Origin of the sequence: Microbacterium thalassium (assembly GCF_014208045.1) — a bacterium.
Lineage (GTDB): Bacteria > Actinomycetota > Actinomycetes > Actinomycetales > Microbacteriaceae > Microbacterium > Microbacterium thalassium.
In genome coordinates, this window is record NZ_JACHML010000001.1 from 250,078 (window position 1) to 267,416 (window position 17,339).

Here is a 17,339-nt window from a genome sequence, read left to right on the forward strand (position 1 = left end):
GCTCTCGACCGGCGCAGCCGATGAGCACCGGTAAAGATACGGTTGCGCGATCGCACATTGTCACGCCGCATGGCTCCCTCGAAGCTTGAAGTGGTTCCGCGTGCCCGCGCGGGAACAGCGAGTCACGGAGGTCGACGATGGCGACGAGCACACTGCCGAATCTGATCGGGGGTGAGTTCGTCGATGCGGCACCGGATCGCCTCATCCAGGTCACCAACCCCGCCGACGGGTCACTGGTGGGGACCGTCCCCGCCCTCACGTCCGATGATCTCGGCGCCGTGTTCGACGCCGCCGATGCCGGCGCCCGCGCTTGGCGAGCCGCCGGCCCGCTCGCGCGCGGTCGCGTGCTGCTCGACGCCGCCGCCCTCATCCGCGCCGAAGCCGGCGACCTCGTCGAGCTCATCGTCGCCGAGATGGGCAAGACCACGGCCGAGGCGACCGGCGAGGTGGGCAAGACCGCCGAGTTCTTCGAGTACTACGGGGCGCTGGGACGCCAGGCGTTCGGCGAGCTGATCCCCGACGCGCGGCCCGGCACGTTCGCGATGCAGACGCGCGAGCCGGTCGGCATCGTCGTCCTCATCACGCCCTGGAACGACCCGCTCCTCACCCCGGCGCGCAAGCTCGCGCCGGCGCTCATCTCCGGCAACGCTGTGGTCATCAAGCCGGCGACCGAGACCCCGCTCATCACGCTGCGCCTCGCCGAGATCCTCCAGCGCGCGGGCCTGCCCGCAGGCGCCCTGGGAACCGTCACGGGCCGCGGCTCCGAGATCGGCGACGCGCTCGTGGACGACCCCCGCATCGCGGCGGTCTCCTTCACCGGCTCGACCTCGGTCGGGCTCGCGCTGCAGCGGCGGCTCGCGGGACGCGGCATCCGCGTTCAGACCGAGATGGGCGGCAAGAACGCCGCCGTCGTGCTCGCCGACGCCGACCTCGACCTCGCGGTGCCGATCCTCATGGCCGGCAGCTTCGGCCAGAGCGGTCAGCGCTGCACCGCGACCAGCCGCCTCATCGTCGAGCGACAGATCGCCGACGAGGTGCGTGTCCGCCTCACCGACGCGATCTCGAGGCTGCGCGTCGGTGCAGGCGGGGCCGACGGCACCGATATGGGTCCGGTCGTCAGCCGCGGCGCTCAGGCCGACATCCGTGCTCGCGTTGAGGCCGGGCTCGCCGAGGGTGCCGAGGTGATCGGGCGCGCCGACGTCCCGGCCGACATGCTCGAGAGCGGATGCTTCGTCGAGCCGATCTTCGTCACCGTCGACCGCGACAACAGCCTGTGGCGCGAAGAGGTCTTCGGCCCGGTGCTGAGCATGATCGTGGTCGACTCGCTCGACGAGGCGATCACGGCGGTCAACGACTCGGCGTACGGCCTGTCCAGCGCCGTGTTCACGCGCAGCCTCGAGGCGGCATTCCGCTTCGTCGAGGCCGTCGACACCGGGCAGGTGTCGGTGAATCAGCCCACGAGCGGGTGGGATATCCACCAGGCCTTCGGCGGGTTCAAGGAGTCGGGTTCGCCGTTCAAAGAGCAGGGCCAGGAAGCGCTGCGGTTCTACACGCGCGTGAAGACCGCCGCGGTGCGGACCCACTGATGGCGGGCACCACCGGGATCATCGGCGGCGGCATCGTCGGCATCGCGCTCGCCCGCGCGCTCACGCAGCGCGGCGACCAGGTGACGGTGCTCGAGAAGGAGGCCCGCCTCGCTCAGCACCAGACCGGCCACAATTCCGGCGTCGTCCACGCCGGGCTCTACTACAAGCCCGGCTCGCTCAAGGCGACACTGTGCGCGGCCGGCCGGGTGTCGATCCGCGAGTTCTGCGAAGAGAAGGGCCTGCCCTACCGCGAGGTCGGCAAGCTCGTCGTGGCCGTCGACGAGACCGAGCTTTCCGCGCTCGCCGAGATCGAGCGACGCTCGATCGAGAACGGGGTGCCCGACCTGGATCGCATCGACGACGTCGCGCGGCTGCGCGAGATCGAGCCGCACGTCGCCGGCGTCGCCGCGGTCCACTCCCCCCGCACGGCGGTCGTGGACTACGCCACGATCACCGAGGCGATGGCGCAGGACGTCCGCGCTGCGGGCGGCGCGATCCGCCTCGGGCACGAGGTCACCGGCATCCGTCACGAGAACGGCCGCGTGCGCGTCACGACGCCGGTGTCCGAGGACGTGTTCGAGCGTGTGATCGTGTGCGCAGGGTTGCAGTCCGACGTCGTCGCCCGGTTCGTCGGGGCCGACCCGTCACCGAAGATCCTGCCGTTCCGCGGCGAGTACTGGGAGCTCAAGTCCTCGCGCACAGACCTCGTCAGCGGCATGATCTACCCGGTGCCGGACCCGCGGTTCCCGTTCCTCGGCGTGCACTTCACGCGCGGCGTGTACGACAACGTGCACGTGGGACCCAACGCCGTGCCGGCCTTGCGCCGCGAGGGCTACAGCTGGCTGCAGTGGTCGGTGAAGGACACGTGGGAGTCGCTGCGGTGGCCCGGGGCGTGGCCGCTCGCGAAGCAGCACTGGCGCATGGGCGTCGACGAGATCTCGGGATCGCTCATCAAGCCGCTGTACTTCCAGAAGGCGCGACGCTTCGTCCCCGAGCTGACCATGACCGACCTCGAGCACAAGAGCGGTGCGGGTGTGCGTGCCCAGGCCTGGGGACGAGCTGGCGAGCTGCTCGACGACTTCGCCGTCGACCAGGTCGGCCCCGTCACCGTGCTGCGCAACGCCCCTTCACCCGCGGCGACGAGTTCCATCGCCATCGCCGAATACGTCATCGAGCACTACCTGGCCCGCACCTCTGTCTGAGCGGGTGAGAATCCCCCTATGAAGATCGTCGCACTGTACGGCACCGAGTCCGGTCACGCCGAGGAGGTCGCTTTCGCCCTTCGCAAAAGCCTGACCGGTCACGAGGTCGAGGCCGTGAACATGGCGGATGCCGCCACCGACGTGTTCGAGCCGGGACCGCTCTTCCTCATCGCGTGTGCCACGCACGGCGGAGGCGAGCTGCCCGGCTTCGCGCAGTTCCTTCACGACGACCTGATCGACCTGCATCCGAACCTCTCCGGGGTCCGGTACGCGATGTTCGGGCTCGGCGACACGTCCTACGGAGAGAAGTACAACCGGGGATCCAAGCAGTTCGACGAGCTCCTCACCGGCCTCGGCGCTGAGCGCGTCGGGCCGTTCGGTGAGCACGACGAGCTGTCACGGCAGGACCCCGGCAAGCTCGGCGTCACGTGGGCCCGCGAAGTGCTCGCGGCGATCGGCGCGTGAGGACGGGGGGCACCACCACGTCCGGGGAGGCGCTGGATCCGGGCACGCGGCGCATGCTGCTGCGGTTCGCCCCGATGATCTACGGCCCGACGCTGCTGTTCGGGCTCGGCGAGGGCGCGCTGCTGCCGCTGCTGCCCGTCATCGCCTCATCGCTCGGCGCCGATGTCGCCCAGGCGGCCCTGATCGCCTCGATCATCGTCATCGCCCGGCTGATCGGCAATATCCCGGCAGGCTGGCTCGTGGCCCGCATCGGCGAGCGCCGGTCGATGGCGATCGCCGGCGCGCTGGCGCTGTTCGGCGGCATCGGCGTGCTGCTCTCGCCAACCGTCGCGCTGCTGGGCGTCTCGGTATTCGGCATCGGCCTGTGCGCCTCGGCGTTCGGGCTCGCGCGGCACGCGTTCATGACCACGCGCGTGCCGCTTCGGTACCGCGCCCGGGCATTGTCGGTGCTCGGCGGCTCATTCCGGCTCGGGATGTTCGCGGGTCCGTTCGCCGCCGCCGCGCTCGTCGCTGCCGCCGGCACCGAGACCTCGGCCGTCTGGTTCTTCATCGCCTCGCTCGTCGCGCTCGTGATCCTGGTGCTCGTCGGCCGCGATCCCGAAGATGAGCTGCGCGCCGAGGGGTCACTCCCCGGGTCCGGCTCGACGCCCGCGCGCGCAGCCGGGTCCGGCACGACGCACCGCGCAGCGCCCGACGGCGTGTTCCGCACCATGTGGGCGCACCGCGGCGTGCTGTTCAGGCTGGGCACGTCCACAGCGGCGCTCTCGGGACTCCGGCAGGCGCGCGTCTACCTCCTCCCGATCTGGGGGGTCTCGCTGGGGCTGAACGCCGAGACGATCGCGCTGGTGGTGGGAATCACCGGCGCCCTGGAGTTCGCCCTGTTCTACTCCAGCGGCCAGATCATGGACCGCTGGGGACGGCTGTGGGCGTCGATGCCGTCGATGATCCTCATGGGCGGCGCGTTCCTCGGCCTGGCATTCACGCACGACCTGTCGAACGCCATGTCCTGGTTCATCGCGGCCGCAATCGTCGTCGGCGTCGGGAACGGCCTCTCGAGCGGCATCCTGATGACGCTCGGCGCCGACGTCGCCCCGCCGGGCAACCCGGCGCCGTTCCTGGGGTCATGGCGCACGCTGACGGATGCTGGAGCGGCCGCGGCACCGCTGCTCATCGCCGGGGTGACGGCGGCGGTGTCTCTTCCGGTCGCGACCGCCGTGATCGGCGTCGCGGGACTGGCGGGCGCGGTCGGCTTCGCGGTGTTCGTCCCCCGCTACGTGCCGCACCACCGGTGAGCGCCGTAGGGATGCAGCAATGCACGAGAGCCGCCTGCCTTGCGGCCGACAGCGGCCGCATCCGCTCGATTCTCCTGCGTTCGTGCAGGCGATTACAGCGCCTCGGCCACCGTGACCTCGGTCGGCGCCGCCATCAGACCTTTCACGCCGTCGCGCAGCACCTGCACGGCGGCGCCGGTGTTGTGGGCGGCGAGCGCCTCGCGGGAAGACCACCGCTCGACGATGACGAACGTGCCATCGTCGGCGCGGTGCGGCTCGTACTGCTCGCAGCCGTCCTCGGCCAGGATGCCGGGCACGGCCGCCCGCACGGCCGCGGCCGCCTGCTCCGCCGACGCGGGGTCGGGGTGCAGGCGGGCGACGACGGTGACGGGGCCGCTCATGCCTCGTTGCCCCAGATCATGGTGGCGAAGGTCTCGACGTGCTCGAGCTTCTTGCGCTGCTCCTCGGCCGTCAGAGCGGCGGGGATGTAGTGCGCCTGCTGGAACCCCTTCTGCGGGAGGAGCGCGATGCGGTCGTAGTCGTGCACCTCGACGACGTCCTCGATGCGCTTGACGACGGTGTCGATGTCCTCGAGCTCGGCGACGGTCGCGTCCACGATGCCGATGCCGACCTGCTTGTCGTCGGGCACGTGCCGCGGCAGATCCTGCGCGACGGCGGCCTCGTTGTGGAACGGCACGATGAACTTGTCGTAGTCGGTGGCGAACAGCACGGCCACACGGTCGTAGTCGACCGCCCCGTCGAGGTCGTCGCCCCAGCCGACGGTGAGACCCACCTTCTGCGACTCCTCCTTCTGGAGTCCCGCGACCACGGCGTTGTCGATTTGAACCGCCTCGTCGAAGGTGAGGAGCTCGCCGCCGCGGCCCACGAGGTGCGCCGAGTAGTCGGGGTTGTCGAGCTGGATGAACTGCACGCCGATCTCGAGCAGGTGCTCGATCTCGTCGCGGAGCAGTTCGGCGATCGCGTCGCCCAGCGCCGCCGCGCCGGGGTAGGCGCGCACGGTCTTGAGCTCGTCGTAGCACTGCGCCGCGAGGTGCGCGGCCGAGGGCAGCTTGACCTTCACCGGCAGCTGCGTCTGCTCCAGCAGGAAGGCGGCGTCGTCCGAGGCGATCGGCTTCTTCAGCTTCAGCGGCGCATCGACGATCCACGTCCCGAAGCCGCCCGGTCCCATGCGCTCGGGGTCGCGCGTGAAGCCGGCCACCGAGTGCAGGACGGGGCTGCGATAGTCGCCGTAGCGGAAGCCGCCGTCGGTCAAGCACGACAGCGTCAGGTGACGCTGGGCCTTGATCCAGTCGATGATCGCCGCGTCCTCGATCTCGCGCAGCTCGTCCGCGGTGATCTCGCCGGCACGCAACTCCTTGCGTGCGCGTTGGATGTCGGACGGGCGGACGTTGTCGCCGTGGTTGTCGATCCGGTATGCGAAGTAGTTGGCCATCGTCGGCCGTCCTCTCAGTCCTTGCCGGCGGCGGCGCCCTTGGCGCCCGCCCACTCGGCGAAATCAGTGTCGTAGCCCAGTTCGGTCAGGATCGCCTGGGCGAGTTCCTCGTCTTCGCCGGGCGTGCCGCCAGAGACCCCCACGCCGCCGACGAACTCGCCGTCGCGCTTGAGGGTCACCCCGCCGCCGGTCGCGACGATCGGGAAGTGGCCCATCGTCGAGACCTGGCTGAAGAAAGCCGGGTCCGAGTTCGACCACGGCTTGAGCATGGCGCTCGGGCGCTGCATGACCGCCGAGGTATATGCCTTCGACAGGGCGATCATCGGCGTCATCGGACGGGCGCCGTCGAAGCGGCGGATGCTGACGATGAAGCCGCCCGAGTCGACGACCGCGATCGACAGGCCCTTGCCGATGCGCAGCGCCTCGCGCTCCGCCACGGCCATGATCTTCTCGGCGTCCTCCTGCATGACGTTCTTCGGCATCTCAGTTCCTTTCCAGAACCTCGACACGCTCCAGCGCGTCGACGAGCTTCGCTACGGCGGTGTTGAACAGTTCGGGGGCTTCCCAGTACATCGAGTGCGGCGCGCCGGGAACGATCTCGAGCAGGGATCCTGCGACGAGTTCGTGCGCCTTGGTGACCGTCGCCGGACTGATGACCGCGTCCTTCTCCCCCGCGAGGAACGCGACGCGCACGCCCACGGCCTCAAGGTCCGCGACGGTCGGACCGTCGGTGGCGAGGTTGCGCAGGTCCTGCATCCGCGCCTTGTTGAACGTGCCCTGCTGCGTGAACAGGAACGTCTTCGCGGGCTGCTCTGCGCGGAACTCCTTGGTCAGCAGGCGGTCGATGACCGGCAGCTTCTCAGCCTCGGCGCGATCGGCCTTCACCAGGGGCGTGACCTCGGGGGCGTCGATGCCGCCGAGCGAGTGGGCGAGGATGACGCCGCGGATGCGCTCGGGAACCCGCAGCGCGGCCTTCAGCGCCGCCGCGGCACCGATCGACTGCCCCACCAGCACCGCGTCGGTGAGGTCTGCGTCCTCGAGCACCGCGACGATGTCACCCGGGAAGCTAAGGCTGTCGTAGGTCTCGTCGGAGTCGGAGTTGCCGAAGCCGCGCAAGTCGAGCGTGACGACGGTGTGGGTGTCTCGCAGCGCCACCACCTGCTGCCACCAGGCGGCGTGGTGGCCACCCGAGCCGTGCACGAACACGACCGGCGACCCCGCGCCGTGCACCTCGTAGTAGATGGATGTGCCGTTGTTGTCCACTGTGGGCATGAAGCGTCCTTGCTGTCTCCGGGCGCGACTGGTCGCACCCGGGTCGGGTGTGTTGGGGGGGGGAGGGGGTCCTAGGCGGGACGCCGCCCGTGGAACACGATCTCGATCATCGTGTGGTCGGGATCGTGGATGTAGCAGAACTTCGACTGGTTCTCGGGCCGCTCCACTTCGCGGGTGTGGCGGATGCCGAGGCTGTCGAGGTGCCCCATGAAGCCGTCCCAGTCCTCGACCTCGATGGCGTAGTGGTACGGCGCCATGCGGTCCATCTCCTCGACGGGGGTGAAGTGCAGGTCGAAGCGGCCCTTGGTCATGAGCACGACGCGCGAGTTGGACTTCGGCATGACGCGCTTGAGCCCGAAGACCTTCGTGTACCACTCGACGGTGCGGTCGACGTTGGTGGTGGGGAAGTTGACGTGGTGGATGTACTTCGGCTCGATGCTGCGGCCCTGCTCGTCGAACTTGGGTTCGGGCAGGCTGAAGCCCTTCTCGACGTGCCGGGGGCCGGCGTCGGTGTCGGGTGCGGTGGAATCGACGGTGGTCATCGTCCGTGTCCTTTCTGGATGCCGACGAGGGTGTCGGTGCGGCGACCTTCGGCCGCCACGGTGTTGGTGAGTGTCCCGATGCCCGTGATCTCGATGTCGATGACATCGCCCACGCCCATCGGGGTGTTGCCGTCCGCGCCCATCCAGAGAACGTCGCCCGGACGCAGAGTGATGTACTTCGTCATCTCGACGATGAAGTCGTACGGATCGAAGATCATGTCGCCGGTGGCGAAGACCGCGTCGACGACGCCGTTGCGGCGCACAGTCGTGGTCGAGGCCATCGGGTCGACGTCGGTCTCGATCCACGGGCCCATCGGCTTGAACGTATCGGCGTTCTTCGCCCGATAGAACGTGCGGTCGGCGTGCTGCCACGTGCGGGCCGAGACGTCGTTGCCGATCGTCCAGCCGAAGACCGCGGCCTTCGCCTCGTGGCGGGTGGCGTGCTTGAGGGTCGTGCCGATCACCGCGACCACTTCCGCCTCGGTCTCGAACCGGCCCTCGACGCCGTCGGGCTTGACGATCGCATCGCCGTGCGCGGCGAGCGCCGACTGCGCCCGGTAGCCGACCTCGGGGTGGTCGCCGACCTTGACGGGATCGTAGCCGAGCTCCTCGTGGTGCCGGTTGTGGGCCTTGTAGTTGAACCCCGCCGCATAGAACGTCGGCGGCAGCACGGGGGGTAGCCACGAGACCGAGGAGATCGGATGCCGCCGGCCGCGCTCGTGCGCGAGCCACGGGGCGTCCGAGATCTCGACGGCCTCGTCGCCTTCGACGATCGCGTAGAACTCGCGACCGTCGGCCACGCACCGTGCGTACCGCATTCGCTCTCTCCTCTCGTCTCTGGGATCAGCGCAACTTGTGACTGACGCGCTTGGTGACGACGTAGGCCTGCACGCCCTCGGGACCCGACTCCCTGCCGATGCCGGACTCCTTGAACCCGCCGGACGGAGCCTCGGTGACTGATCCACCGCAGTGGTTGATCGAGAGGATGCCGGCCTCGAAGCCGCGTGCCATGACGTTCGCAGTCGACGCCGACTCAGTGAAGCCGTAGGCGGCGAGACCGAACGGCAGCGAGTTCGCGATGCGCATCGCCTCGTCGAGGTCGGTGAACGTCGTGATCGGGGCGATGGGGCCGAAGGGCTCCTCGCTCATGACCTCGGCGTCCAGCGGCACGTTCGTCAGCACCGTGGGCGCGTAGAAGTGGCCCCGGTCGCCGACCTTCCGGCCCCCGGCGGCGACCGTGGCGCCGTGCGCGACCGCATCCTGCACGAGGTGATCGGTCGCCGCGACGCGTTTGGCGTTGATGAGCGATCCCAGCGTGGTGTCGGGATCGAGCGGGTCGCCGACGGTGTGCGCCTCGGCCAGGCGCACCATCTCGGCGATGAACTCCTCGGCGATGGACTCGTGCACGAAGATGCGCGACGGCGAAGTGCACACCTGTCCCGCGTTCGCCCACTTGGCGGCCGACGTGCGGCGGGCGGCCTGGATCGGGTCGGCATCGGCAGCGATGATCACGGGGGCGTGACCGCCGAGCTCCATGATCGTGGGCTTCATCAGCGCGCCGGCGCGGGCGTTGAGGATCTTGCCGACCGGGACCGAGCCGGTGAACGCGATGAGGCGGGTCTGCGGGGCGTCGATGAGGCGCTCGCTGGTCTCGGCGCCGCGACCGAACACGAGGTTCAGCACGCCCTTCGGCAGCCCGGCGTCGTGGAACGCCTGTGCGAGCGCGCACGCGGTCGCAGGCACCTCCTCGGACGCTTTGATCACTAGCGCGCAGCCGGCGGCGATCGCGGCCGACATCTTGCGCATCGGCGAACCGGCGGGGAAGTTCCACGGCACGATCGCGCCGACGACGCCGACGGGTTCGTAACGGACCGTGAGATCGGTGTCGACGTCGGTGGGGATGATGCGGCCGTACAGTCGGCGGGTCTCCTGCGCGCACCACTCGAGGGTTCCCGAGACGCGCTTGACCTCGTTGATCGCGTCCTTGAGCGGCTTGCCCTGCTCGATGGCCATGAGCTCGCCGATCGCCTCGGCGCGCTCACGCAGCAGCTCTACGGTCTTCAGCAGGATGCGGCTCTTCTCGAACGCCGAGGTGTCGCGCCACAGCGGGAAGGCGCGCTCCGCCGCGGCGAGCGCGTCGTCGATGTCGGGCGCTCCGGCGCGCGGGACGTGACCGATCACCTCTTCGGTGGCGGGGTTGAAGACATCGAAGGTGCGGCCGTCCGCGGCCTCGCGCCACTCGCCGTCGATGAACAGTCCCAGGCGGGCGCCCGCGTACGCCTCGGCGGCGCGGGAAGTGGGTTCGGTGATGATGGTCATGCGAGTGCTGATCCTTCCGAGGTGTTGGGCACGCGGGCATCGCGATTGGTCTCGAGCACCCAGATGTGATGCGGCGGGGTGGTCTCGTGCACGTTCGGGCCGTACGTGTCGTCGACGCGGTCCATGTCGGCGGCGTACTCCACCCGCCCGCCTGCCGGGCAGTGGATGAAGCGGAACACGTTCGAGCCGACGGTGTGGCGACCCAGCCGGCGCGCTTCGCGCCAGCCCTTCTCGATCATGTGGTTGCCGCCCTCGATGACGTCGTCGAACCCCGATACCTCGTACGAGGTGTGGTTGGTGCCGGCGCGGTCGGGGCGGTGGCAGAGCAGGAAGTTGTGCTGGTCGTCGTCGCCTTCGATCTGCATGAACACCCCCATCGGCTTGACGATGTCGGTGGCGCGGAAGTTCAGCCGGTCGAGGTAAAAGTGCACGGCCTCCCAGCGCCCCTCCTTCGGGATGTTCAGCGCCACATGGCAGATGCGAATCGGGCGGATCTGCGGGATCGCGGTGTGGGATTCGTTCCACCGCTCGACACGTCCGCGGCTGTTGTACCTGCGGACGTCGAAGTTCATGTCCTCGGGCTTCGTCACGGCAAGCGCGACGCCGTACCCGGTCTCGTCGAGCGTGTGGGCAACCCCATCGGCATCGATCGCGACCTCGCGGTCGGTGCTCAGGTCCGCCACCAGCGCCTCGAGGGAGGCCTGGGAGTCGACGCCCCACACGACCTCGCGGATCCCGGGGCTGCCCGGCTCGACCGAGGGCGGCAGGTCCGGGTCGTCGATCGGCCGCAGCACGACGGTCTGGCCGACCTGGGTCGTGAGGACGGCGCGCTCGGGGCTCTGCTCCTGGAGGGTCAGTCCGAAGTCCGAGAAGAAGCGGGCGCATTCGTCGACGTCCTCGACGCCGTACGTCACGGACTCGATGCGCTCGATCGACATGTCGATGTCCCTTTCAGCGTGCGGTGGGAACGGGAGCGGAGGAGGGCTGAGGGACGATCGCCATCAGTCGGTTGCGCAGGAGCGCGAGGGTCTCGGTGACGCTCGCCAGCGTTTCGGGATCGTCGTGCCAGGCCTCGGCGAGTACGCCGGCCCATCCGGCTCTCAGCCCGGCGAGAGTCTCGTCGGCGCGGGCCGTCGCGTAGATGCGTACGGCGCGCCGATCGTGTGCGTCGGGCTCCGACTCGATGTAGTCGCGGTCGCGCAGGTCGCGCAGCGCGGTGCTGACGTTCGCTCGCTGCAGTCCCGTGCGGGCCGCGATCTGCGAGGGCGTCGAGCCAGGTGCACTGTGGACGCAGCTCATGATCTGGCTCTGGTTCTGGGTGAGCGGGATCGCCGGGCCGTTCGCGCTGCTGCGCACCCGCATCTCACGGACGACGTCATTGACGACTGTCGCCAGTTCGACGAACACCACCTCGGCGCCCTCGTCCACCACAGTCCTCCTTGGCCTAAGTAGTTATGCATTCATAACCATAGGCGCCTCCCTTCCTAGCGACAACCGATTCGTCGCTACCGCCGCGGTCGGCATTGTTTGCGTCCTGTGCACGCGTGGGCGCCGTGGACGATGAGGCATCCGCAACCTCCGCGTGCACCCATCGGACGGCGTCCTGCGCCAGGCTGGAGGGCCATGTTCCCCGCTCACTCACCGGAGGCAGAGTTGACGCCCCCACCCGCCGATCGCCCCAACGTGCTGCTCATCCTCGCCGACGATCTCGGATTCTCGGACGCCGGCTGCTACGGCAGCGAGATCCCGACCCCGAATCTCGACCGCCTCGCCGCGCACGGCATCCGTATGTCGAGCTTTTACACGACGCCGCGGTGCAGTCCGACCCGCGCCTCGCTGATGACCGGTCGCTACTCCCACGATGTGGGCATCGGGGTGCTCACGCGCACGGTCGGCTATCGCGGGTCGCTTGATCCGGCCGTCCCGACACTCGCCGGTGTTCTTGCCGAGCAGGGCTATCTCACCAGCCTCACCGGCAAGTGGCACCTGTCGGCGGATGTGTCCGAGCCGAATGAGACGTGGCCGACTCGGCGCGGGTTCGAGGACTTCTACGGGATCCTGGGCGGAGGAACGAGCTACTTCAACCCCCGCGCGTTCTACCGCAACGAGGATCCCATCGAGGCGCCCGCCGACGATGCGTTCTACCTCACGGACGCGCTGAGCGACCATGCCCTCGAGGTCATCGACTGGGCAGGTCGCGAGAACCGCCCGTACTTCCTCTACCTCGCCTACACGGCACCGCACTGGCCGCTGCAGGCGCCGGACGACGACATCGCTGTGCACCGCGGGCGCTACCACGTCGGCTGGGATGCCGCCCGCGAAGCCCGCGAGGCGCGCCAGGCCGAACTCGATCTGTTCCCCGCACCCTTCAGACCGTCCCCGCGCGACCCGCAAGAACCGGCCTGGAGCGCCACCGACGACCCGGATTGGCAACAGCGCCGCATGGAGGTCTTCGCGGCGCAGGTGACCGCCATGGATCGTGGGATCGGGAGGATCCTCGACGATCTCGAGTCGCGGGGTGAGCTCGAGAACACGCTCGTGCTCTTCCTCTCCGACAACGGCGCCGAGGCCGAGGAACTGCAGGTGGGAAGATTCCTGTCTCCGCACGTGACGCCCAAGGTCACGCGCCAGGGCGACGATGTGACGATCGGGAACGCCCCGGACATCGAACCGGGACCGGAGCACACGTTCACCAGCTATGGCCGACCCTGGGCGAATCTGTCCAACACGCCTTTCCGGATGTACAAGAAGTGGGTGCACGAGGGCGGCATCGCCGCTCCCCTCATCGTCTCGTGGCCGGCGGGCGGCATATCGTCGGGCGAGGTCCTGCACTCTCCGATGCATGTCATCGACCTGCTCCCCACGATCGCTTCGGCGGTCGGCGCGACGGCCCCCGACGAGATCGCGGGCGTCGACGTCCTGGACGCGCTCCGCGGCGGCCCGTCCCCGGAGCGGCCATTGTTCTGGGAGCACATCGGCAACGGCGCGGTCCGCGACGGTCGATGGAAGCTCACGCGCGAGCACGGTTCCGCGTGGGAGCTGTACGACATGGAGGCCGACCGCGCCGAGCTCGACGACCTCTCGACCCGGTATCCCGAGATCGTGGAGTCCCTCGCCGCCAGGTGGCACGAGTGGGCGGACGCGCACGGGGTCATTCCGTTCCCGCGTCTTCAGGACATGTACGAGGAGCGTGGACTGCCTCGCTGGCAGGCGAAGTCCTAGCCAAAGAGAGTGCCGCACGTCTGACGAGACCGGACGGCGACGGGCTCCGATCATCGTGATCGGAGCCCGTCGCCGTCCCCAGCGTGCTTCGGGTGCTATGCCAGCGCCGTCTCGGCCTCGTGGATCTGCCGGAAGGCAGCGCGGCGAGCACGACGCTCTTCGCGGCCTTCGGGCTTGGAAGCGGGAGTGGCTCCGAGCAGCTTGCGCGTGTAGGTGTGACGAGGGTGGGTGAAGACCTCCTCGGCGTCCCCGACCTCGACCAAGCGCCCGCGCTGCATCACGGCGATGCGGTCGGAGATGTGCCGGACGATGCCGAGGTCGTGTGCGATGAACAGATAGCTCACGCCGGTGGCCTTCTGGAGATCCGCCAGCAGGTTGATGATCTGGCCTTGCGTGGACAGGTCGAGGGCGCTCACCGCCTCGTCGCACACGACCAGCTTCGGGCGGAGCACGAGTGCCCGCGCGATCGCCACACGCTGCTGCTGGCCTCCCGACAGCTCAGCGGGGAATCTGTTCATGTGGTCGGTCGACAGTCCGACTTGGTTGAAGACCTCCATCGCTCGGGACCGGCGCTCGGTCGGATCGGCGACGCCGTGCGTGCGCAGCGTGTCGTCGACGCAGCGGCCGACGACGTGCCGCGGGTTCAGCGACGAACTGGGGTCCTGGAAGATCGCCTGCACGTGCCGTCGATAGGACAGCGGCGTGTGGCGGCCCATCTCGGTCACTTCCGTGCCGTCGAAGTCGATCGACCCCGCGGCGGCCGGACTGAGGCGGAGAATCGCGCGTCCGGTCGTGCTCTTTCCCGACCCCGACTCGCCGACGAGGCCGAGAGTCTCGCCTGAGAAGATCTCGAAGCTCACTCCGTCGATCGCCCGCGACACCCTGCGCTTCCACGGCAGTCCACCGCCGGCCTCGTACTCGACCGCCAGGTCCTTCACCGCCAAGAGCGGCTTCTGAGAGGAATCGGTCATCGCGCCACCGCCTCGAGGGTCAGTTCGTCGACGCGGACGCAGCGGACCGAGTCGACGAGGGGTACGGGCGAGGATGTGCAGGCGTCGGTGGCGAATGCGCACCGGTTGGCGAAATGGCAGCCCTTCGGCCACTCCCCCGCGAGCGGCACCCGCCCGGAGATCGTCGGCAGGCGGTCCACCTGGGCCTCGGAGGCCGGGTTGGCCGCCAGCAGCGCGGACGTGTACGGATGGCGTGGGTTGTGGAACAGGTCGGTCGTCGTGCCGACTTCGACGATCTCACCCGCGTACATGATCGCGGCACGGTCGCAGGTCTCGGCTACGACACCGAGGTCGTGGGTGATCATCAGAACCCCCATGCCGTACTCGTCGCGCAGGTCCATGATCAGGTCGAGGACCTGAGCCTGTGTGGTCACATCGAGCGCCGAGGTCGCCTCGTCGGCGATCAGCAGCTTCGGATCGGCGGCGAGGGCCATCGCAATGGCGACACGCTGCGCCATGCCGCCCGAGAACTGATGCGGATAGTGGTCGAGACGCTCGCGCGGGTTCGTGACTCCGACCCGGTCGAGCAGCTCGACAGCGCGTTCCCGCGCCTCCGGCTTCGACATGCCCTTGTGCTCGCGCAACGGCTCGATGAGCTGCTTGCCGACGGTGTGCACCGGGGAGAGCGCCGACAGCGGGTCCTGGAACACCACGCCGATCCCAGCACCGCGGACTGTGCGAAGCATCGTCTGCGACTGGAATGCCAGCTGCGTACCGTCGAACAGGATCGAGCCTGCCGACAGTCGCGTGCGCGGTGGCAGGAGCCCCATGACCGCCTTGGCGAACATCGACTTGCCGGAGCCCGACTCACCGAGCAGTCCCACGATCTCCCCCTGGCCGATGGCCAGATGCGCTCCCGAGACCAGTGGGACGACATCCCCTTCAGGCCTCTCGAGCGCCACCGACAGCCCGCGCACGTCCAGCACAGCCCCGGGAACCGGTTCGGGGAGAACCTCGGTGGCGCCCGTGGGCGTCTCGATCTCCTTCACCTTCTGCGGGAACGGGCTGGCCGCATCGGGCGCCGCATCATCGGCGCTCTGTGCGCCCATTGAGTATGTCTGACCGGGCAACGTCGCGGACGCCGCCGTCGGGGCGTTGCTCATCCCGGGCAGCTCGGCCGTCGTCAGGCGCTTGCGCGGTGACTTCCGGACGCCGCCCGTGATCGCGTCGTTGAGCCCGTCGCCGAAGAAGTTGAACGCCAGCACGGTGATCACGATCGCGATGCCCGGAGGGAAGACGAGGAACGGCTGCTGTGCCTGATGCTCCACCGCGCCACTGAGCATGCCACCCCAGGTGGGCGTGTCACGGTCCAGGCCGACGCCGAGGAAGCTGAGGCCGGATTCGATCATGATGGCCGAGCCGAAGAAGACGGCGGCCTGGATGATGATCGGGCCGATCAGATTCGGCAGCACCTGCCGGAAGATGATCACCCGCTCCTTCATACCCGCGACGTACGCGGACTCGACGTAGAGCTTGTGGCGCTCCGAGAGCGTGACCGCGCGCGTGAGGCGGGCGAAGCCCATCGTGAAGATGAGCCCGATCGCGAGCATCAGCGTCCACAGGCTCCTTCCGAGGATCGCGATCACCGCGAGCGCGACCAGGATGCCCGGGAGCGCCTGGGCGACGTCGACGAGGCGAGACCCCAGCCGGTCGGTCCATCCGCCGCGATACCCGAGGAGGAGGCCGAGCGGCACGCCCAGCAGCGCGGCGATCACAACCGAACCGAGCGCGACGACGAGGGCGACCCGTGTGCCGAAGATGAGGCGGCTGAGCTCATCTTGACCCAGGTCATTCGTCCCCAGCCAGTGCGCCGCCGTCGGACCGGAGAGCAGGTCGGCGTAGTCGGACTGGTTGGGGTCGTAGGGCGCGAGAACCGGAGCGAAGATCGCAACGACGGCGAGGAACACGATCGTCCAGAAGGCAGCGACGGTGAGCGGCTGCCGGCGAACTCGATCGAAGATGCGGCGTGCGCTGGACGGCGATTTCTGCCCCTTCTGGGGCTTGCCCACGCGAGTGAGATTGATGGTGTAGGTGTCGGTCATTGGGGGCGCGCCTTCGGGTTGAGCAGGCCATAGCAGATGTCCAGGACGAAGTTCACGAGGATCACGATCAGGGCGATCATGAGAACTCCGCCTTGTACGACGGGGAAGTCCTTGCCGATGACGCTGCGGAGCATGAGGTCGCCGATGCCGGGGAACGCGAACACCTGCCCCACGACGAAGCTTGCGCCGATGAGGATGCTGACCGTGAGGCCCGTCGAAGCCAGCACGGGGATCAGTGCGTTCTTGAGGCCGTAGCGGAAGATCACCCGTCCGCGCGACATGCCGGTCGCCGTCAGCGTGTCCACCCAGCGGGCGGACAGCGTCTCGGCCATCGACGTGCGCATCGACCGCGCGATCAACGCGGCGGATCCGACTCCGAGTGCGATCGAGGGGAGGATGAGTCCCTGCGCCCAGCGGACCGGATCCACCTCGAACGGCACGTAGGCGATGACGGGCACCCACCTCAACTGCACCGAGAAGACCAGCAGCAGGACGATACCGAGCCAGAACTCGGGGATGGCGACCGTGATCGCCGTGATGGTGGTCGTCGTGCGGTCGGTCGTCGACCCGGGGCGAGTGCCGCCGAGCAGCCCGAGCGCCAGGCCGATGAGCACGGCGACGACGAGGCCGCCGAATACCAGCGACAGCGTCGCCGGCATCCGCTCGAGGATCATGTCGGTGACCGGCCGGCCGATGGCGTACGACGTCCCGAGGTCTCCTTGGAACGCGGCAGCGAACCAGGTGATCATGCGGGTGAAGAAGGGCTGATCCAGGCCGAGCTGAGCCTCGACCTGAGCGATGCGCTCAGGATTGGCCGACGTGCCGAGGATCGCCGCCGCGGGGCTGCCGGGCACGAGGTAGGTCATCAGGAAGACGACCAGGGCGACCAGGATGAGCTGGGGGACCACGAGGGCGAGGCGGAAGGCGATGAGCTTGCCCATCAGTCCTCCCGCCC

17 protein-coding genes are annotated in these 17,339 nt (G+C 68.9%); 5 read left to right on the forward strand and 12 right to left on the reverse strand.

Annotated features, from left to right (window positions below; all coding sequences use genetic code 11):
- Positions 1-137: 137 nt before the first annotated feature.
- Genes HD594_RS01195 through HD594_RS01210 form a run of 4 tightly spaced genes read left to right on the forward strand, consistent with a single transcriptional unit; the run spans position 138 to position 4,545 of the window.
- Entirely contained in the window at positions 138-1,586 is a 1,449-nt protein-coding gene (locus HD594_RS01195) for an aldehyde dehydrogenase family protein (protein ID WP_184749196.1), read from the forward strand.
- The gene (lhgO, locus tag HD594_RS01200) at positions 1,586-2,788 is read left to right on the forward strand and encodes an L-2-hydroxyglutarate oxidase (protein WP_184749197.1); all 1,203 of its coding nucleotides are present in this window, start codon (positions 1,586-1,588) and stop codon (positions 2,786-2,788) included. The genes HD594_RS01195 and lhgO overlap by 1 nt, the downstream gene beginning before the upstream one ends.
- 18 nt (positions 2,789-2,806) lie before the next feature.
- Positions 2,807-3,253, forward strand: coding sequence for a flavodoxin family protein (locus tag HD594_RS01205; protein WP_184749198.1), 447 nt, complete (start codon positions 2,807-2,809; stop codon positions 3,251-3,253).
- Between the two features lie 53 nt (positions 3,254-3,306).
- Positions 3,307-4,545: an MFS transporter gene (locus HD594_RS01210; protein WP_184752420.1), complete on the forward strand. Its 1,239-nt coding sequence runs from the start codon at positions 3,307-3,309 to the stop codon at positions 4,543-4,545.
- A 92-nt stretch (positions 4,546-4,637) separates the two neighbouring features.
- On the opposite strand, the gene HD594_RS01215 is transcribed toward HD594_RS01210, so the two are convergent.
- The 9 genes from HD594_RS01215 to HD594_RS01255 form a co-directional block, all read right to left on the reverse strand.
- The gene (locus HD594_RS01215; protein ID WP_184749199.1) at positions 4,638-4,925 is read right to left on the reverse strand and encodes a putative quinol monooxygenase; all 288 of its coding nucleotides are present in this window, start codon (positions 4,923-4,925) and stop codon (positions 4,638-4,640) included.
- Positions 4,922-5,977, reverse strand: a complete 1,056-nt coding sequence (locus HD594_RS01220; protein ID WP_184749200.1) for a hypothetical protein — start codon at positions 5,975-5,977, stop codon at positions 4,922-4,924. The genes HD594_RS01215 and HD594_RS01220 overlap by 4 nt, the downstream gene beginning before the upstream one ends.
- A 14-nt stretch (positions 5,978-5,991) precedes the next feature.
- Entirely contained in the window at positions 5,992-6,459 is a 468-nt protein-coding gene (locus tag HD594_RS01225) for a GlcG/HbpS family heme-binding protein (RefSeq protein WP_184749201.1), read from the reverse strand.
- Between the two features lies 1 nt (position 6,460).
- Positions 6,461-7,249: an alpha/beta fold hydrolase gene (locus HD594_RS01230; protein ID WP_184749202.1), complete on the reverse strand. Its 789-nt coding sequence runs from the start codon at positions 7,247-7,249 to the stop codon at positions 6,461-6,463.
- Between the two features lie 71 nt (positions 7,250-7,320).
- Positions 7,321-7,791, reverse strand: coding sequence for a VOC family protein (locus HD594_RS01235; RefSeq protein WP_184749203.1), 471 nt, complete (start codon positions 7,789-7,791; stop codon positions 7,321-7,323).
- Entirely contained in the window at positions 7,788-8,609 is an 822-nt protein-coding gene (locus HD594_RS01240) for a fumarylacetoacetate hydrolase family protein (RefSeq protein ID WP_184749204.1), read from the reverse strand. The genes HD594_RS01235 and HD594_RS01240 overlap by 4 nt, the downstream gene beginning before the upstream one ends.
- 25 nt (positions 8,610-8,634) lie before the next feature.
- Positions 8,635-10,110, reverse strand: a complete 1,476-nt coding sequence (locus tag HD594_RS01245; protein ID WP_184749205.1) for an NAD-dependent succinate-semialdehyde dehydrogenase — start codon at positions 10,108-10,110, stop codon at positions 8,635-8,637.
- Entirely contained in the window at positions 10,107-11,048 is a 942-nt protein-coding gene (locus HD594_RS01250; protein WP_184749206.1) for a VOC family protein, read from the reverse strand. Before HD594_RS01250 ends, HD594_RS01245 begins: the two co-directional genes overlap by 4 nt.
- Before the next feature lie 13 nt (positions 11,049-11,061).
- Positions 11,062-11,538, reverse strand: coding sequence for a MarR family winged helix-turn-helix transcriptional regulator (locus HD594_RS01255; RefSeq protein ID WP_184749207.1), 477 nt, complete (start codon positions 11,536-11,538; stop codon positions 11,062-11,064).
- 225 nt (positions 11,539-11,763) lie between these two features.
- Here HD594_RS01255 and HD594_RS01260 point away from each other — a divergent pair, with 225 nt between their 5' ends.
- Positions 11,764-13,332 (forward strand): arylsulfatase, encoded by a 1,569-nt coding sequence (locus tag HD594_RS01260; RefSeq protein ID WP_246413793.1) that lies wholly within the window; start codon positions 11,764-11,766, stop codon positions 13,330-13,332.
- A 95-nt stretch (positions 13,333-13,427) separates the two neighbouring features.
- Here the strand turns inward: HD594_RS01260 and HD594_RS01265 are convergent, their stop codons facing one another.
- From HD594_RS01265 to HD594_RS01275, 3 genes are read right to left on the reverse strand one after another with little or no spacing between them, the layout of a single operon-like run.
- Positions 13,428-14,303 carry an ATP-binding cassette domain-containing protein gene (locus HD594_RS01265; RefSeq protein ID WP_184749209.1) on the reverse strand — a complete coding sequence of 292 codons (876 nt, stop codon included), beginning with the start codon at positions 14,301-14,303 and terminating at the stop codon, positions 13,428-13,430.
- Positions 14,300-16,384, reverse strand: a complete 2,085-nt coding sequence (locus tag HD594_RS01270; RefSeq protein WP_184749210.1) for a dipeptide/oligopeptide/nickel ABC transporter permease/ATP-binding protein — start codon at positions 16,382-16,384, stop codon at positions 14,300-14,302. Before HD594_RS01270 ends, HD594_RS01265 begins: the two co-directional genes overlap by 4 nt.
- Positions 16,381-17,325: an ABC transporter permease gene (locus HD594_RS01275; RefSeq protein WP_184749211.1), complete on the reverse strand. Its 945-nt coding sequence runs from the start codon at positions 17,323-17,325 to the stop codon at positions 16,381-16,383. Before HD594_RS01275 ends, HD594_RS01270 begins: the two co-directional genes overlap by 4 nt.
- Positions 17,326-17,339 lie beyond the last annotated feature (14 nt).

Coding starts and splice junctions, on each gene's coding strand:
- HD594_RS01230 (WP_184749202.1), bottom strand. CDS start 7,249: ATGCCCACAGTGGACAACAACGGCACATCCATCTACTACGAGGTGCAC.
- lhgO (WP_184749197.1), top strand. CDS start 1,586: ATGGCGGGCACCACCGGGATCATCGGCGGCGGCATCGTCGGCATCGCG.
- HD594_RS01205 (WP_184749198.1), top strand. CDS start 2,807: ATGAAGATCGTCGCACTGTACGGCACCGAGTCCGGTCACGCCGAGGAG.
- HD594_RS01250 (WP_184749206.1), bottom strand. CDS start 11,048: ATGTCGATCGAGCGCATCGAGTCCGTGACGTACGGCGTCGAGGACGTC.
- HD594_RS01225 (WP_184749201.1), bottom strand. CDS start 6,459: ATGCCGAAGAACGTCATGCAGGAGGACGCCGAGAAGATCATGGCCGTG.
- HD594_RS01265 (WP_184749209.1), bottom strand. CDS start 14,303: ATGACCGATTCCTCTCAGAAGCCGCTCTTGGCGGTGAAGGACCTGGCG.
- HD594_RS01220 (WP_184749200.1), bottom strand. CDS start 5,977: ATGGCCAACTACTTCGCATACCGGATCGACAACCACGGCGACAACGTC.
- HD594_RS01275 (WP_184749211.1), bottom strand. CDS start 17,325: ATGGGCAAGCTCATCGCCTTCCGCCTCGCCCTCGTGGTCCCCCAGCTC.
- HD594_RS01240 (WP_184749204.1), bottom strand. CDS start 8,609: ATGCGGTACGCACGGTGCGTGGCCGACGGTCGCGAGTTCTACGCGATC.
- HD594_RS01210 (WP_184752420.1), top strand. CDS start 3,307: ATGCTGCTGCGGTTCGCCCCGATGATCTACGGCCCGACGCTGCTGTTC.
- HD594_RS01270 (WP_184749210.1), bottom strand. CDS start 16,384: ATGACCGACACCTACACCATCAATCTCACTCGCGTGGGCAAGCCCCAG.
- HD594_RS01195 (WP_184749196.1), top strand. CDS start 138: ATGGCGACGAGCACACTGCCGAATCTGATCGGGGGTGAGTTCGTCGAT.
- HD594_RS01235 (WP_184749203.1), bottom strand. CDS start 7,791: ATGACCACCGTCGATTCCACCGCACCCGACACCGACGCCGGCCCCCGG.
- HD594_RS01215 (WP_184749199.1), bottom strand. CDS start 4,925: ATGAGCGGCCCCGTCACCGTCGTCGCCCGCCTGCACCCCGACCCCGCG.
- HD594_RS01245 (WP_184749205.1), bottom strand. CDS start 10,110: ATGACCATCATCACCGAACCCACTTCCCGCGCCGCCGAGGCGTACGCG.